Below are 15,113 nucleotides of genomic sequence, written 5' to 3'. Positions count from 1 at the left end.
ACTGGATCACCGAGTTTTGATTTACCTCAAACAAGTCACTTTTAATTTAAATGCATGACGGTCAGCGGCCCCTATTCAGCGGCCAGAGCAACATTGTGATGGTGGAGTCGGACCGGCATGGCCGATCAAGTCTGTATCGCCCCGCTCAGATGGCAATCCAGCGCCGCCCTGCGACCACGCAAACCGCCACCAAGGTGGCCGCCGCCGCCAGGTGCATGATCAAGTCCATCAGATCACCGGCCACGGGGTGGCAGAACCCCAGCAGGATTTGTGTCATTGCGGCAATACCCAGGCCCGCGATGGCAAGGCTGCTTCCCGGATGCAGCGAGCGGGTGCGCCGCAGCGCAGCCACGATGAGCAGCATCATCGGCAGTCCCGTCAGCATCATGAAGCTGTAGCAATAGATCCCATCGCCGAACTCGCCCCACGGCTCGCTGGAAAATGTGACATCGATCAGATTTACCATCAGCCATGCAACAGACAGTGCAGTGAGCGACCGCCGGTGCCACTGTGTCAGGCGGCGTCCGGCGATGCTGATAGTAAAGGCGGTCGCGATGGCAAGTAGCCCCAGGCAGAGCGAGACGAAAATCGCCAACCCCGCCCACAGCGCACCAGGATTGGACCAGTCCGACCCGTAGCGATGCATGGCCAGCGACGCCAGAAAACCGCAGGGCAGGGCCGCCAGCATCCAGAATGCCGCCCGCAGCCACGGTGGAGCGGCTCTTTTTACAGGCTGGACTTCGGAACAAAGCTGTGCTATCAAGGCGTCGTGTTTAGTCATGGTGCGTATCTTTGTGGCGGCGTAGCGTGATGAAAGCGCGGTGTAGCACGGACTTCACCGCCGATAACGACATGCTGCTGCTGGCCGCGGCTTCAGCCAGGCTCATGTCGGATAAATGGACCAGTTCCACCATCTGCCGCTGGCGCTCGGGAAGATGGCTCAATAGCTGATCCACTTGCTGCCTGGGTGCCAGCCTGTCATGGCTTTCTGTAACTGATGTGTCCGGATGGTCCAGCATGGCTTCTTCATCGTACACCTCCCAGCATTGCCGGCGGCCGCGCGCGCGCAAGGCATCGATGGCGCGCGCGGAGCTGATCGCCGATAGCCAGGGCAAGAATGGCCGCTGCGGATCATAGGTGTGGCGCACCCGGTGCACGGCCAGCAAGACTTCTTGCACCACGTCTTCCACAAAGGCGTCATCCTGATAGATTTTCCGCCTCACCAGCGCGCGAATCACGGGCACGATGGCCTTGAGCAAACGCGCATAGGCCAGCTGATCGCCATCCTGGGCGCGCAGCATCAGCTGCGGCCAGGCGGCTCTTGAAGCATCGTTTTCAGTCGACGATGTTTCAGTCGGCGATGGTTCAGTCAGCGATGTATCGGTCAAATCTTGTTCCCGGTTCAATGAATACCCGGTGACAGCGATTTGTACCGGGCGCTACTTATGAGTGCTTCTTTGCGGCTTTTTCCAGGGCCGCCGTCACGATGTCCGGGCTTAGCAGCTGAGGCAGCAGCACAGGCTCGCCACCATCGGCCGGATAGACCACATACACGGGCAGTCCGCCACGGCCGAACTCACTAATTGCTTTGTCGATATCCGCATTATATTTGGTCGAGTCCGCGATCATGTAAACCGTCCCGGTCTGCATCATCGCATCTTTCACCGCCTTGGTCGACAAAGCCGCCTTGTCATTCACCTGGCAGGTAATGCACCAGGAAGCCGTGAAATTGACAAAGACAGGCTTGCCATGGCCACGCTCAGCAACAATGGCCTGTGGCGTCCACTTGACGGGCTTGTCCGGAGCGGTGTTTGTAGCGGCCATGGTATTTGCCGTACTGCCGCCATCGCTGGTCGTAGGTAAGCCGGCCAGCGGAACGGCCAGGCCCAGCACCAGCAAAATGGAGATCGCCAACTGTGGCCGATGACGCCGTCCGGAGAACTGCCGCTGTTGCGCCACGCCATACAGCCAGGCGGCAAAGCCCAGCACGACAGACGACGCCAGCAGCACGCCCAGGGCGGCGGACCCCGCCTGTTGCGCCAGCACCCAGGCCAGCCACGCTGCGGCAGCCAGCATCGGGAAAGCCAGCACCTGCTTGAGGGTGACCATCCATGCGCCTGGCTTCGGCAGCAGCCGTGCACAGGCGGGCACCAGCGAAACGGCGGTAAACGGCGCGGCAAAGCCCAGCGCGAGCGCCAGGAAGATCGACATGGCTTCCAGCGGCGGGCGCACCAGCGCTGCGCCGATGGCGCCCGCCATGAACGGCGCGGTGCAAGGCGTAGCCACGATGATGGCCAGTGCCCCGGTGAGCGCCGCCCCGAGCGGCCCTGATTTCGGGCCAGCCACGCCACCGATGCGTTGCGCTGCCAGGCCGAACTCGAACACCCCCATCAGATTGAGGGCAGACCCGAGCATGATCAGCGACAGGGCGGCAATCAGCACAGGCGACTGCAGCTGAAAGCCCCAGCCGACCGCCGAGCCACCGGCGCGTGCCGCCAGCAGCGCAGCGCCCAGCAGCAGCATGGTGACCACCACGCCGGCCAGAAAAGCCAGGCCCTCGATGCGCACCGTGCGCCGGTCGTGCACATGGCGGATCAGTCCAAACGCCTTCAGTGAAATCACCGGAAACACGCAGGGCATGAAGTTGAGGATCAATCCCCCCAGGAATGCAGCGGCGAGGATAGTCAGCATAGCCTGCTCCCATCCCCGTTCGTGACCATCGAACTGATGGTCATTTGGCTGCCTTGTACCACGCCGTGACGGCGCTCATTGCTTTCTGGATATGCAATTCAGGGTTTGGATCGGTGTAGCTGAGCAAAATCTTGCCATCCGGTGCAATCACGAACGAGGTACGCTCGGAGAGAGCCTTGCCATCCTTGGTGCGGAACTGGGTTTGATACGTGGCAGCCACCTTTGCGCCCGGATCAGCCGCCACCGCAAACTTGTCACGGCATTCCAGCTTCGAAAACTCGGCTACGCGGTCGGCATTGCCGGCAGTCACGCCAATCACGGTGGCATTCATCTTGCTGAACTCATCGGTCGCTTCAGCAAATTCATGCGCCTCCACCGTGCAGCCTTGCGTGAAGGCAGCCGGGAAGAAATACAGCACGACCGGTCCCTTCTTCAGCGCCTTTGCCAGCGAAAAGTTCATCGGCTTGCCAGCCAGCGCCGCATCGAGTTGGAAGTCAGGTGCTTTTGCGCCTTCAGGCAGGGCGGCAAAGACGGACGATGCTGAAAGCACCAGAAGTAAAGAGGTTGCTGCTTTTGCTAGGTTTGTCGCGAGACGTGTCATTGTGAACTCCATTTGTAAGGTTGGATGACTATCTGTTGATCGTCATTTCCTTCGGTTCGACGGAGGGGGAGGGGAAGTTGCGGTCGGGGATAAAAAATTGTGGGGGTGATTGGGGAGGGCATATTCCACATGCTAGTCCCCGTTTAGTCTCGCGATCCATCTTGTTTAGATGTCACAATGTTTTCTAATTGCATTTAGCAAACATTTGTAAACAGCAGATGAGCAGTGCGTGATCAGAATGGATGCTTTTAAACGGAAACAGTAGTTCGCAAAAAAATAATATTTTTTGGAAACTATTTGTGGCACAATGAAACCTCTCAATCTCAAGGCAAACCGCCTTTAGAAATCACTTTTCCTTAGGCTCGTCATATGAGTAGAAGCGCAGATTATACGATTCAAGGGTTCTTGTATCAATTCAATACAACGCTCGTTGAGATTTTGAAAGCCGATAGCACTTCTCCGGTTTCTATAGAAGGAATCATAGAGGATATTGAAGTCGTTTCCGCAGGTACTATAAAAGCGATTCAATGTAAATATCATGAAACCGCAGAAAAATTTAATGCAAGCTCAGTTTTTAAGCCACTCCTGCAAATGCTTGATCACTTTCATTTTAAATCGAATGGAAAAGTTGAATATATTCTATTTTCGCATTACCCTAATTTAAAAGAAGCTGATTTTAAAATAGGAAAAGATATTATTTTAGCCGCTTTAAAATCTGAAAATAAAGATTTTGCGAGTTATATTGCGAGATTAAATGGCGTTGTGGATGTGGATAAGTTTTTGCTGAAATTCTCGGCAAAGCTGGGTCCTTCTTACGACATCATGGTTGCTGAAGCTGTCGATCTTTTAAAAAAAGAGGGAATCAGTGAAGTTGAAGTGGAAACCTTAGCCTATCCAAATGCAATTCAGCAGATCGCCTCATTGAGTATCCTTCATGATGAAACTCTTCGAGTTATAACGAAAGCACAGATGCTTGATAGGTTGCGTGAAATTAAGACAACCGCGATTAGTCAATGGACTCTGTCTCTTAAAACAAAAAAAATGATTTTAGAGGCGCGAAGAAAGCAGTTGAAGCCCAACTTGGCAAAGAATGCAAGACTAAGATATTTCCTTATCGACTCCAATAAAATATTGGATTTTGACGATAAGATAGTCTTGTTCATCAAAGATTATTTGGAAAAATATCATTACAAGCCGACGCACATAAGTACGCCGACTTTTTGTCTGGTAGTAAATGAGGCACAATTTAATTCCATTGTTGTTCGTCTTCATCAAAAAGCCGTTATAGCAAATGACGGCTATGTGGCAAATGTCTTCATTGAGGAGCGCTTCCTTCGAAAACCTATGGCCGAAAAAAATGATGGGACATCAAATAGAGAGTTTCTTTTGAGGATTTTGAATTGGGAGCAAAATGGAGTAGTTCTTAATAGGCGGAAAGGTGATGATATTTTCGTCATCAGTGATCACATATTTTCTAGCCTAGATACTGAGGACGTTGTTGTTGAAAAATTGGGAACTGATTCTTTCGAAGAGCTGAAATTTATGATGGGGTTGTCCGATGTCTACGAATAAAATTGGTAAAGTTCTCTCTTGTGCACCCGGTGCAATCGTTGTTGCAATAGATGATCTTGCGATTTTCGAGAACAACAAAGCTGGTTTGCAAGTAGGCCGCTTCCTGAAAATTGCCCAAGGTAATCACGATTTCACGATTGCAACAATTCGCAATATTAAGGGTATCGTATCAGCGGCAACCGCAGAGGTGGCTCCAGTTTGGCAGTTCCATGTCGAGTGCCAAGCGATAGGTACATTAGTTGATGGCAAGAATTTTGATCGCGGCAGTTTGCTTTTACCAGTTCCGACTGAGCAAGCATATGTCGCTGATGAGAAAACTCTAGATATAATATTCGCGAATGATGCTCAGCATAATTTCACGCTCGGCACCTTGTTAATGAATAAAGACATTGAATACAAAATTGATGGAAATAGATTTTTTAGCAAGCATATTGCTATTGTTGGGTCTACTGGATCAGGAAAATCATGTACCGTTACGCGTATACTACAAGACGTAGTTGGTATTGAGTCCAGGAAAAATTCAAATAAAGCAGTGCAGAACAATTCGCACATAGTAATGTTTGATATCCATGATGAATATACGGCCGCCTTTACGTTGCATTCTGATGAATCTTTTTCGCTCAATAGGCTTGATGTGGAAACTCTTCATCTCCCGTATTGGTTAATGAATTCCGAAGAGTTGGAAAGCATATTTATTGAAAGTAATGAATCTAATTCTCATAACCAAGTCAGTCAATTCAAGCATGCAGTAATACTCAATAAAGAAAAGTACAATCCTTCTACTTTGGAAATTACATACGATACTCCCGTATATTTTTCTATAAGAGAGGTTTATCAATATATTGAAAATATGAACCGCGAGGTCATTGGTCGGCTAGAGGGAGAGGATAAACCGAAACTTTCCGATGGCACTTTAATCAATATCAGAAAAGATAGTTACTTTAATAAAATTTTATCATTTGTCCCACCGTCCGCAGCGAATGCAACAAAGGCCACAAATGGGCCGTTTAATGGCGAGTTTAATAGATTTGCGTCTAGGCTAGAGGCGAAGCTTACCGACAAGCGCCTCAATTTCCTATTGAAAAATATAAAGGCCGATGGAACTCCTTATCAAACGAACGATTTCGAGTCATTGATGCGTCAGTTTTTAGGGTATCTTAATAAAGCTAATGTAACAATAATTGATTTAAGTGGCATACCGTTCGAAGTGTTAAGTATTACGGTAAGTCTTGTATCCCGACTGATATTTGATTTTTGTTTCCATTACTCAAAGCTTCAGCACTCTCAGGGAGGTTTGAATGATGTGCCTGTTATGTTGGTTTGCGAAGAAGCACATAATTATGTTCCACGTCATAATGATGCCGCTTATCGTGCCTCAAAAAAATCTCTTGAACGAATAGCGAAGGAGGGACGAAAGTATGGACTAAGCTTGATGGTCGTCAGCCAGCGTCCATCAGAGGTATCTGAAACAATATTTGCGCAATGCAATAATTTCATATCACTTCGTTTAACTAACGATGCTGATCAAAATTATGTCCGTCGTCTATTCCCCGACAATACGAGTGGAATTACCGAAATCTTGCCTAATCTTGCCCCAGGGGAATGTGTTGTTGTTGGGGATGCTGTTCTATTGCCTGCTGTGATTAAAATGCCTCGTCCAGATCCTGAACCTCACTCTCAGAGTGTAAAGGTTCAAAATGAATGGGTTTCTCCATGGCGAGATGTAACGTTCTCTGATGTTATTAATCGTTGGAGAAAATAGATAGTAAGCACTCTTAAGCTCGCATATATTATGTCACCACATATTGTCATCTTAGGTTGGGGTTCTTTGCTCTGGGACAGACGTGCCGCATTCGATGAGCAACGTGGGGAATGGCAGTTCGATGGCCCAAATTTGTCGCTTGAGTTTTCACGGATTTCAAAAACTAGGGCTGGCGCACTCACATTGGTCATTGACCCCATAAACGGTGAGCGTTGTTCCGTGGCATATGCGAGGAGTAAGCGGTTGACTGTTGAAGATGCCGTTCGTGATTTGGCTGGGCGAGAGCGGAAGCGGGGTCAGTTCTGCCATTCAGACACGACCTCTGCTGTAATTCTTGATTTTTCACTTCAAGCGTGGCTGCACGTTAATTTGCAGGTGACAGGCAAGCCTTTGACCGTCCAAGTACGATATCAGCCATCGTGCTGCGCCCGGTCAAAAGCGCTATCTATAAAGATGCGCATACCCGACCTCCGCCGCCCATACTGGTGCATTTCAGCGCGTGACTACACCCGCCATGCCCACCTTCATCCTCGGCTTCGCCGCTGGCGCTTACTGGCTGCAGACGCAGGCCGCGCTGCCTGCCCATGCTGGAGCCACGCTGGTAGTCGCCTGCCTGGCCTGTCTGTTAGCCGGATACGCACTGCGCCACCAGCATGCATTGCTGCGTCTTTTTTCAGCACTCACTGGCGGCATCATCCTCGGCTTCTTCTGGGCCGCCTGGCTGGCCCAACTAGCGTTAGCTCCACAGTTGGCCCTGGCCGACGAAGGCCGCGATATTACCGTCACCGGCATCATTGCCAGCCTGCCATATCACTTCGAGCAGGGTGTGCGTTTTAACTTTGTCGTGGAAAAGGCGGTGGGGGCGCCAGTGCCGCCGCTGATTGCCTTGTCCTGGTACAAGGGCTTCCGCGATGAGGTGACGAATGTCGTGGGCGATGTGCAGCCGGGGGAACGCTGGCAATTGACGGTGCGGTTGCAGCGTCCCCACGGCAATGCGAACCCGATGGGTTTTGATTATGAGGTGTGGCTGCTGGAGCAGGGCGTGCGCGCTACGGGTTATGTGCGGCCGCAGCCCCGGGCGGATACGCCCAATGTCCGCCTGGACAGTTTTGTGGTCAGCTTCGGTAACGTCGTTGAAGCGTGCCGTGCGGCTTTGCGTGCGCGCATAGAGCGCAGTCTGGCGGGCAAGCCGTATGCCGGCGTTATCGTGGCGCTGGTGGTGGGGGACCAGCGGGCGATTGCTCTGGTGAAAGACAATTAAGTTCTTCCCTGGCTCAGCCGGCGATCTTTCGGTCTACGACAATTAGTTTTCCCTGGCGCTCATTATTGCGCAGCTAGGCCTACGACCCGCGCTTCGGCACCGTAAGCTTTGCAGGCGTCCCACAGCACGAGCGCACAACGGCTGTACCAAAGTCTGGGTACCCGAAGAATGTTCGTGGTCCTCGCGGGTGAGAATTCGTGAGTTTTTCGCTAACACAACCTGATAAGCTGGGCGCTAGCCGGGGGTACGAAATTTTACGCCACCGGTAAAATAATGCGCGACAGGATGCATTGCAGGTGATGTACCTAACGCGCTCTAACTTCATATTCCAAAACAGCGAGGCTCTATGGCAAAGGTTGATATTGTTAAGGGTAAAAATCCCAGCAACTGGGAACCAGGCATTCATCACGCGGTTGAGCAAGAGGGGACAGAGCGGTTATTGCACGAGTGCGATACTCAGGCCCAGGCGATAGCGTGGGCTACAAATCAGGGCTATTCCATCAACATTCACCGCGAGCGCAATCGGAAGCCAACGGATCGGCACGGACGCTTCCGGGCACAATGAGGCGCGGTTAAGGTCCCGTCTAGCGCGAAGGCAGGGTCAGTTCTGCATTTAGACACGACCTCTGCTGTAATTCTTGATTTTTCACCTCAAGCGTACCTGCACGTTAATTTGCAGGTGACAGGCAAGCCTTTGACCGTCCAAGTACGATATCAACCATCGTGCTGCGCCCGGTCAAAAGCGCTATCTATAAAGATGCGCATACCCGACCTCCGCCGCCCATACTGGTGCATTTCAGCGCGTGACTACACCCGCCATGCCCACCTTCATCCTCGGCTTCGCCGCTGGCGCTTACTGGCTGCAGACGCAGGCGGCGCTGCCTGCCCATGCCGGAACCACGCTGGCAGTCGCCTGCCTGGCCTGTCTGTTAGCCGGATACGCACTGCGCCACCAGCATGCTTCGCTGCGCCTGCTTTCGGGATTGACAAGCGGCATCATCCTCGGCTTCTTCTGGGCCGCCTGGCTGGCCCAACTCGCTCTCGCTCCCCAATTGGCGCTGGCCGACGAAGGCCGCGATATCACCGTCATCGGCACCATCGCCAGCCTGCCATATCACTTCGAGCAGGGTGTGCGTTTTAACTTTGTCGTGGAAAAGGCGGTGGGGGCGCCAGTGCCGCCGCTGATTGCCTTGTCCTGGTACAAAGGGTTTCGCGATGAGGTGACGAATGAGGTGGGTGATGTGCAGCCGGGGGAACGCTGGCAGTTGACGGTGCGGCTGCAGCGTCCCCACGGCAATGCGAACCCGATGGGCTTTGATTATGAGGTGTGGCTGCTGGAGCAGGGCGTGCGCGCCACGGGGTATGTGCGGCCGCAGCCACGGGCGGATACACCAAATGTACGCTTGACCGATTTTGTGCCGGGTTTCGCTAACATTGTGGAAGCGTGCCGGGCAGCCGTGCGCACGCGGATAGAACGCAGCTTGCAGGGCAAGCCCTATGTCGGCGTGATCGTGGCGCTGGTGGTGGGGGACCAGCGGGCGATACCGCAGTCGGACTGGCAAGTGTTCAACCGCACGGGCGTGAGTCATTTGATTTCCATCTCCGGCTTGCATATCACCATGATCGCGGGGCTGGTCGCGCTGGCGGCGGGCGTCTTGTGGCGGCGCTCGTTTTTTACGGGATGGCAATTGCCCTTGCTGCTGCCGGCGCAAAAAGTGGCGGCGCTGGCGGGCGCCGTGGCGGCCTTGCTGTATGTGCTGCTGGCCGGTTTTGGCGTGCCGGCGCAGCGCACCTTATATATGTTGATGGTGGTCGCCATCGCCTTGTGGACGGGGCGCATCACCAGCGTGTTTCATGTGCTGTGCCTGGCGCTGGGCGTGGTGGTGCTGCTGGATCCCTGGGCCGTGCTGTGGCCCGGTTTCTGGCTGTCGTTCGGGGCGGTGGCCACGATACTGTACGCCAGCGTGGGGCGCATACCGGCGCCGGCGGCCCCGGAGGCCAGCCGCTGGCAGCGTTTGCGGGCGGAATTGGCCTTGGGTGCGCATACGCAATATGTGGTGACGGTGGGGCTGGTGCCCTTGACCATGCTGCTGTTCTCGCAAGTGTCGCTGGTGTCGCCGGTCGCCAATGCCGTGGCGATTCCCCTGGTCAGTCTGGTGGTGGCGCCCTTGTCATTGTCTGCCAGCCTGTTGCCGGCGCCATTGTCCGGCTGGCTGCTGCTGTTGGCGCACTTGATCGTGCAACTGCTGGTGCAGCTGCTGGAGTGGCTCAGTATTGGTCCGTTTGCCGTCTGGACTGCGCCCGCGCCGCCGTGGTGGAGTTTTGCCTGGGCCTTGTTTGGCACCTTGTGGCTGCTGGCGCCGCGCGGCTGGCCGCATCGCTGGCTGGGGATGCTGAGCTGGCTGCCTTTGATGACTGCCTTCCCAAGCACCCCGGCGCCTGGCCAGTTATGGGTCACGGCTTTTGACGTGGGGCAGGGCATGGCGCTATTGATTGAAACGCATGGACACCGTTTGCTGTATGACACGGGCCCCGCGTATGGCATGGATTCCGACGGCGGCAGCCGGGTGATCGTGCCCTATCTGCGTGCGCGGGGAATCGGCAAGCTCGATGGCCTGATCATTTCGCACAGCGATGCAGACCATGCGGGCGGCGCCGTATCCTTGCTCGAAAACATACCCGTGGGCTGGCTGGCCTCGTCCTTGACCAGCGGTCACCAGGCCGTCGTGGCGCAGCACAAGCTGGGCAAGCCCTATCTGCATTGCGCGGCCGGCCAAAGCTGGGAGTGGGAGGGCGTGCGTTTCGAAATGCTGCACCCGCTGGCGGCCAGTCACGATGATAAATCGCTCAAGCCGAATGCCCGCAGCTGCACGGTGAAAATCACGGCAGGCAAGCATGCGATCTTGCTGGCCGGCGATATCGAAGCGGCGCAGGAGGCGCAATTGCGTGCGCGCCTGGGGACCGAGCTGGCGGCCGATGTATTGCTGGCGCCTCATCATGGCAGTGGCACTTCGTCCACGCCCGCTTTTTTGACTGCCGTTCACCCGAGTTTGGCGATATTCCAGGTTGGGCACCGCAACCGCTACAAACACCCGAAGGCGCAAGTCTATGCGCGCTATGGGGAAATGGGGATTACGCGCTTGCGCACGGATGAGGCTGGGGCCTTGATGCTGGAGTTTGGCGAGATGATCACGGTCACTGCTTACCGCGCCAGTCATCCGCGCTACTGGTATGCGCACTAGACATGGCAAGGGGTAAGGCGGTCAGAACAGCGATTGAGAGGGCAATCACTCTTTAGTGACGCGATAAATATCCTTGGCGTTCACTGGCAATCTTTCCATGATGAAGCCGCCAGCCTCGCTTTTCACAGCGACGAGCTCCATGCGCTCCGAGCGCGGCGCAGTCAGTTCACGCCCGATGGATTTCAGTAATTGATCAAAGTATGCCGCATTACTTACGGGAATTGTGATTTCCATAACAAACCCTCCTTCAAGAAAAGTATAGCACTAATCAGGGATACAGCGAGACCGCGCGCTCCAGGTTCTGTACCAGGGGCGCCAATAAATCGCCAAAGTTTTTATACTTCGCTTCAAAATGCTCATCAACAATGTTCTTATGAATATTCAATATTCCTATTGCCTCTGGTACACCCGAAGTATAGTAACTGTATAAAGGTATGCAGATAACGGCCTGGACGGATTCATTTTGCGCATTGAGTGTGGCGACCAGATCATCGAGTACATTGGAAGAGAACCTTCTATTTTTCTCTACTTTCTCAATCAAATCTTTTTGACTGCGATAGGCAGCAGGTTTGCCTGTTGCAAATGTCAATGGTGCACCAGGGATATAATCAAGTACATCGAGTGGGCCACTCGTCATCGGTATGGGCAATGCCAATTTCTGCAGCCTCTTATCGGGATTGACACCCGTATGACTGGAGATACTTAAAATACGTTGTAGTTCCAGCACGCCGGCCAAATTCTCAAGCGCCACGCCCCGCTCTATGCATCGGATATTCTTCCTGAGTGCCTTGCACCTGGTGTTGAACCTGCTGCTTCCCGTGCCAAAGTACAGCATGATATTGCATCCGTAGACACAGGAATTTCGCCCGCTATCGTATTCCTTGACCACATTGCAAATCGAAAGCAGCAGTGTACGGATGAGCTCCTGGTGCTGGCTGCGCCGCAAGGTCGGCGGCAAATCCATCACCAGCCGGCCACTTCCCAAGGCAAGCTTGCGATATTCGTCCAAAAAACCATTCGGCGGCATCGTGAACAAACGCTTGAATGAAGAGCGAAACTCGGTGTTGATCTCGGCAGCCGCGGAACCTTGGGCGGAAACGGTAGCAATAAATGCGATCACGGTGAGTATCACCAGGATCCAGAAGAAAACAGGAACGACGGTGAATTGACCTGTAATCCATGGTGTTCCACCGGTCCAGTCGGCGGGTAGATATAAACGGCCGGTGGCGTTGTAAATTTCCTTGTCGAAATGCGATCCAAGGTAACCCACCATGGCGCCTAGAAATATATTGACGCCGCCAAATTCTGGTTTAATCGCCAATTCTTTAAGAGGAGCATACCAAGACTTGTGAAATTTCAATGCAAGATAAATGCTCCCGCTTATTGCAAGAATGGCTGAAAAGTAGGAAATAAATACGATTACCATTGAAATTTCTTGATCCAGATAAATAATATGTCAATGAATTAATATGAATCATTGTGGCATTTGAGTTGCATTCATGGATTGATGTGTATATAGGTGATTCCGATTGCCAGCGCTATGGACATGGAATCCAGCGCTTTCATGCTACGCTCCAGACCTCATCCTTAAAGGAATGCAAATGAGCAATTCCAGCGCCGCTTACCTGATCACCCTGGCCCAGGCAGCCGATATCGACGCCATCACTGCCTTGCTGCAAGCCAATTCCCCTGCGCAGGGCGGCAGCTTGACGGGCGAATTTCCGCGTGAAAAGGTGGTTCAGATGACCAACGGCGAGTCTGCCGTGATCGTGGCGCGGCGTGTTATTGGTGGTCCTGTCGTTGGCGTGCTGTTCAGTGCAGCGAAAGACACGGCCCAGGCGCCGGCCGTGCTGGCCATGCTGGAGGCCTATGCTGGTGGGCCGGGGGCGTATGTGTATGGTCCCGTTTGCATCGCGGAGTCGGAGCGGGGGCAGGGCTTGCTGGTGTTGCTGCATGAAGCCATGCGGGCCCGGCATCCCGGCGGCGAGGCGGTGCTGTTCATACGCCGCGACAATATCGGATCACTGCGCGCGCATCGGCGGCTGGGCATGCGCGAGGTGGCTGGCTATGTTTGGGATGGTGCTGAGTATGCCGTGTACAGTGACGCGGTTTCACATTAAGCGTCAGGCCAGGCGCTCATCCGGTATCTCCATGCCTTTCTTGCGTACATATTCCAGGAACAGCCTGGCGCCCTTGGGCAGCCTAGCACTGCCGTAGACGGCGTGGATGCTGGGGTCCAGTTCTTTCGAGGACGTCAAACGATACGCCGGGCAAACCCTTTGCAGGGCGCCGGCTGCCACGGCTGGTTCCGCCAGCCAGCTGGCCAGGCGCGCGATGCCGGCGCCTTCCTGTGCCGCCTGGAAAGTGGCGATGCCGGACGTAAAGCGGAAGCGCGGCTGGACCTGGAAGCGCACATTGCGCTCACCGGAAACGAAATGCCAGTCGCGCAGGATGCGGGGCGCCGAGTGCACGATGATGTCGTGGCCGCCCAGTTCTTCCGGTTCTTGCGGCGCGCCCATGCGGGCGATGTAGTCGGGCGAGGCATACATATAGCGGCGGTAATTCCACAGCGGGTAGCCGATCAGTTCGCTGGAGCGGGGAAAGGCGCCGCGAATGGCGAAGTCGAGCTTTTCCTGGATCGGGTCGATCGATTTATCTGAAAAGTGGATATCGACCGAGACATTCGGATAATCGCGTGAAAACTGCGCCAGCACTTTCGGCAAAAAGCCCAGCGACAGGATTTCCGGCGCCGAAATACGCACCCAGCCCTGGGGCGAATTGCTCAGTTCCGCCAGCTGGTCTTCCGCTTCGGCCTGGGTTTCCAGCAAATGCTTGGCCGAGGCGTAATACGTTTCACCGGCGGTGGTCAGGGTGAATTGCTTTTGCGTGCGCAGGATCAGCTCGGCGCCGATGGCGTCTTCCAGAAACTGGATGGCGCGCGTGACGGCCGACGGCGAGCGCCCCAGCATGCGGGCGGCGTGGACGAAGCTGCGTTTCTCGACGACGCTGCAAAAGGCGCGGATTTCCCACATCAGTTTCATGGACATGGCAGGGCGGTTCAGAAGGAAAGTCGCCAGTAGAGCGCACCATGCCTGTTTCGTCAAGCGCCACGCCTGATTGCGCTTTCCGCAAGATGGAGTTGCATGCATAGCTGCAGCCATAACATAATCGCGCGCCTATACTTGCGTCCTTGCCACTGTTTTTGGATCGCCGCATGCTGACCATCTCCCTCTTGTGTATGTTTGCCTTCTTTGCGGGACTGATCGACGCCGCCGTGGGTGGCGGCGGCTTGATACAACTGCCGGCCCTGTTCAACCTGATGCCGAACATGGCTTCGACGTCCTTGCTGGGAACCAATAAACTGGCCTCTGCCTGCGGCACGGCGTTTGCCGCCCGCTCCTTCATCGGCAAGGTGCATATCCCGTGGCTGCTGGTGCTGCCGGCCGTGGCCTGCGCCTTCGTCATGTCCTTCATCGGCGCGGCCGCCGTGTCGTATGTGCCGCAGCAAGTGGTGCGGCCTATGGTGCTGGCGCTGATCATCATCATGGCCATCTACACCTTCATCAAGAAAGACTTCGGCGCCACGCGCGAGCCGCGCCCGATCGGCCCGCGTGAACGCATCCTGGCCATGGTGATCGGTGGCGCCATCGGTTTTTATGATGGCCTGTTCGGTCCGGGCACGGGCAGCTTTTTGATTTTCCTGTTTATCCGCGTGTTCGGCTTCGATTTCATCCTCGCTTCGGCCTGCTCGAAACTGGTCAATATCGCCACCAACGTGGCGGCGCTGGCCTTTTTCATTCCCGCCGGCCACGTGGTCTACGCGGTGGCTGCGCCCATGGCCGTGTGCAATATTCTGGGGGCGCTGACGGGCACCTGGATCGCCGTGCGACGGGGCGCCGCCTTCGTGCGCATCTTGTTCCTGGTGTTGCTGGTGATGCTGATCGTTAAATTGTCTTACGACATATTCTTCAAATAAGTTGTTGA

The 15,113-nt window shown here is 54.5% G+C and carries 13 protein-coding genes; 6 read left to right on the top strand and 7 right to left on the bottom strand.

What is annotated here, in order from left to right; genetic code table 11:
- Positions 1-145: 145 nt before the first annotated feature.
- The 4 genes from HDE72_RS19750 to HDE72_RS19735 are packed head-to-tail and all read right to left on the bottom strand — an operon-like array spanning position 146 to position 3,292.
- Positions 146-781 carry an NrsF family protein gene (locus tag HDE72_RS19750; RefSeq protein ID WP_183744234.1) on the bottom strand — a complete coding sequence of 212 codons (636 nt, stop codon included), beginning with the start codon at positions 779-781 and terminating at the stop codon, positions 146-148.
- Positions 774-1,388: a sigma-70 family RNA polymerase sigma factor gene (locus HDE72_RS19745; protein ID WP_221291329.1), complete on the bottom strand. Its 615-nt coding sequence runs from the start codon at positions 1,386-1,388 to the stop codon at positions 774-776. The genes HDE72_RS19750 and HDE72_RS19745 overlap by 8 nt, the downstream gene beginning before the upstream one ends.
- A gap of 55 nt (positions 1,389-1,443) precedes the next feature.
- A complete protein-coding gene (locus HDE72_RS19740) occupies positions 1,444-2,691 on the bottom strand; it encodes a protein-disulfide reductase DsbD family protein (RefSeq protein ID WP_183744230.1) in 1,248 nt (415 codons plus the stop codon).
- Positions 2,692-2,731: 40 nt separating this feature from the next.
- Positions 2,732-3,292 (bottom strand): peroxiredoxin, encoded by a 561-nt coding sequence (locus tag HDE72_RS19735; protein WP_221291328.1) that lies wholly within the window; start codon positions 3,290-3,292, stop codon positions 2,732-2,734.
- Positions 3,293-3,661: 369 nt separating this feature from the next.
- Here HDE72_RS19735 and HDE72_RS19730 point away from each other — a divergent pair, with 369 nt between their 5' ends.
- From HDE72_RS19730 to HDE72_RS19715, 4 genes are all read left to right on the top strand, one after another.
- Entirely contained in the window at positions 3,662-4,864 is a 1,203-nt protein-coding gene (locus HDE72_RS19730; RefSeq protein ID WP_183744224.1) for a hypothetical protein, read from the top strand.
- The gene (locus HDE72_RS19725; RefSeq protein WP_183744221.1) at positions 4,851-6,626 is read left to right on the top strand and encodes an ATP-binding protein; all 1,776 of its coding nucleotides are present in this window, start codon (positions 4,851-4,853) and stop codon (positions 6,624-6,626) included. The genes HDE72_RS19730 and HDE72_RS19725 overlap by 14 nt, the downstream gene beginning before the upstream one ends.
- A 499-nt stretch (positions 6,627-7,125) precedes the next feature.
- On the top strand, positions 7,126-7,887 hold the full coding sequence (locus HDE72_RS19720) for a ComEC/Rec2 family competence protein (RefSeq protein WP_311735261.1): 762 nt from the start codon (positions 7,126-7,128) through the stop codon (positions 7,885-7,887).
- 818 nt (positions 7,888-8,705) lie between these two features.
- On the top strand, positions 8,706-11,129 hold the full coding sequence (locus HDE72_RS19715; RefSeq protein ID WP_183744553.1) for a DNA internalization-related competence protein ComEC/Rec2: 2,424 nt from the start codon (positions 8,706-8,708) through the stop codon (positions 11,127-11,129).
- A gap of 45 nt (positions 11,130-11,174) precedes the next feature.
- Here HDE72_RS19715 and HDE72_RS19710 read toward each other — a convergent pair whose 3' ends face one another.
- Both HDE72_RS19710 and HDE72_RS19705 read right to left on the bottom strand, forming a co-directional pair.
- Complete coding sequence (locus HDE72_RS19710; RefSeq protein WP_183744218.1) at positions 11,175-11,363, bottom strand: hypothetical protein; 189 nt, start codon at positions 11,361-11,363, stop codon at positions 11,175-11,177.
- Between the two features lie 34 nt (positions 11,364-11,397).
- Positions 11,398-12,555, bottom strand: coding sequence for a hypothetical protein (locus HDE72_RS19705; RefSeq protein WP_183744215.1), 1,158 nt, complete (start codon positions 12,553-12,555; stop codon positions 11,398-11,400).
- 175 nt (positions 12,556-12,730) lie between these two features.
- Here HDE72_RS19705 and HDE72_RS19700 point away from each other — a divergent pair, with 175 nt between their 5' ends.
- Positions 12,731-13,249, top strand: coding sequence for a GNAT family N-acetyltransferase (locus tag HDE72_RS19700; RefSeq protein WP_183744212.1), 519 nt, complete (start codon positions 12,731-12,733; stop codon positions 13,247-13,249).
- 3 nt (positions 13,250-13,252) lie between these two features.
- Here HDE72_RS19700 and HDE72_RS19695 read toward each other — a convergent pair whose 3' ends face one another.
- The gene (locus tag HDE72_RS19695) at positions 13,253-14,176 is read right to left on the bottom strand and encodes a LysR family transcriptional regulator (RefSeq protein ID WP_183744209.1); all 924 of its coding nucleotides are present in this window, start codon (positions 14,174-14,176) and stop codon (positions 13,253-13,255) included.
- A gap of 167 nt (positions 14,177-14,343) precedes the next feature.
- Between HDE72_RS19695 and HDE72_RS19690 the strand changes: the two genes are divergently transcribed.
- Complete coding sequence (locus HDE72_RS19690) at positions 14,344-15,105, top strand: sulfite exporter TauE/SafE family protein (protein WP_183744207.1); 762 nt, start codon at positions 14,344-14,346, stop codon at positions 15,103-15,105.
- The last annotated feature ends 8 nt before the right edge of the window (positions 15,106-15,113 follow it).

This window comes from Janthinobacterium saanense, from assembly GCF_014200675.1.
Taxonomy (GTDB): Bacteria; Pseudomonadota; Gammaproteobacteria; order Burkholderiales; family Burkholderiaceae_D; genus Janthinobacterium.
Note: the sequence above shows the minus strand (reverse complement) of the source record. Positions and strands in the feature narration are given on the sequence as shown.

Excerpts from the sequence above, each read along its gene's own strand:
- HDE72_RS19750 (WP_183744234.1), bottom strand. The coding sequence starts at position 781 with ATGACTAAACACGACGCCTTGATAGCACAGCTTTGTTCCGAAGTCCAG.
- HDE72_RS19740 (WP_183744230.1), bottom strand. The coding sequence starts at position 2,691 with ATGCTGACTATCCTCGCCGCTGCATTCCTGGGGGGATTGATCCTCAAC.
- HDE72_RS19735 (WP_221291328.1), bottom strand. The coding sequence starts at position 3,292 with ATGACACGTCTCGCGACAAACCTAGCAAAAGCAGCAACCTCTTTACTT.
- HDE72_RS19730 (WP_183744224.1), top strand. The coding sequence starts at position 3,662 with ATGAGTAGAAGCGCAGATTATACGATTCAAGGGTTCTTGTATCAATTC.
- HDE72_RS19725 (WP_183744221.1), top strand. The coding sequence starts at position 4,851 with ATGTCTACGAATAAAATTGGTAAAGTTCTCTCTTGTGCACCCGGTGCA.
- HDE72_RS19715 (WP_183744553.1), top strand. The coding sequence starts at position 8,706 with ATGCCCACCTTCATCCTCGGCTTCGCCGCTGGCGCTTACTGGCTGCAG.
- HDE72_RS19710 (WP_183744218.1), bottom strand. The coding sequence starts at position 11,363 with ATGGAAATCACAATTCCCGTAAGTAATGCGGCATACTTTGATCAATTA.
- HDE72_RS19705 (WP_183744215.1), bottom strand. The coding sequence starts at position 12,555 with ATGGTAATCGTATTTATTTCCTACTTTTCAGCCATTCTTGCAATAAGC.
- HDE72_RS19700 (WP_183744212.1), top strand. The coding sequence starts at position 12,731 with ATGAGCAATTCCAGCGCCGCTTACCTGATCACCCTGGCCCAGGCAGCC.
- HDE72_RS19695 (WP_183744209.1), bottom strand. The coding sequence starts at position 14,176 with ATGTCCATGAAACTGATGTGGGAAATCCGCGCCTTTTGCAGCGTCGTC.
- HDE72_RS19690 (WP_183744207.1), top strand. The coding sequence starts at position 14,344 with ATGCTGACCATCTCCCTCTTGTGTATGTTTGCCTTCTTTGCGGGACTG.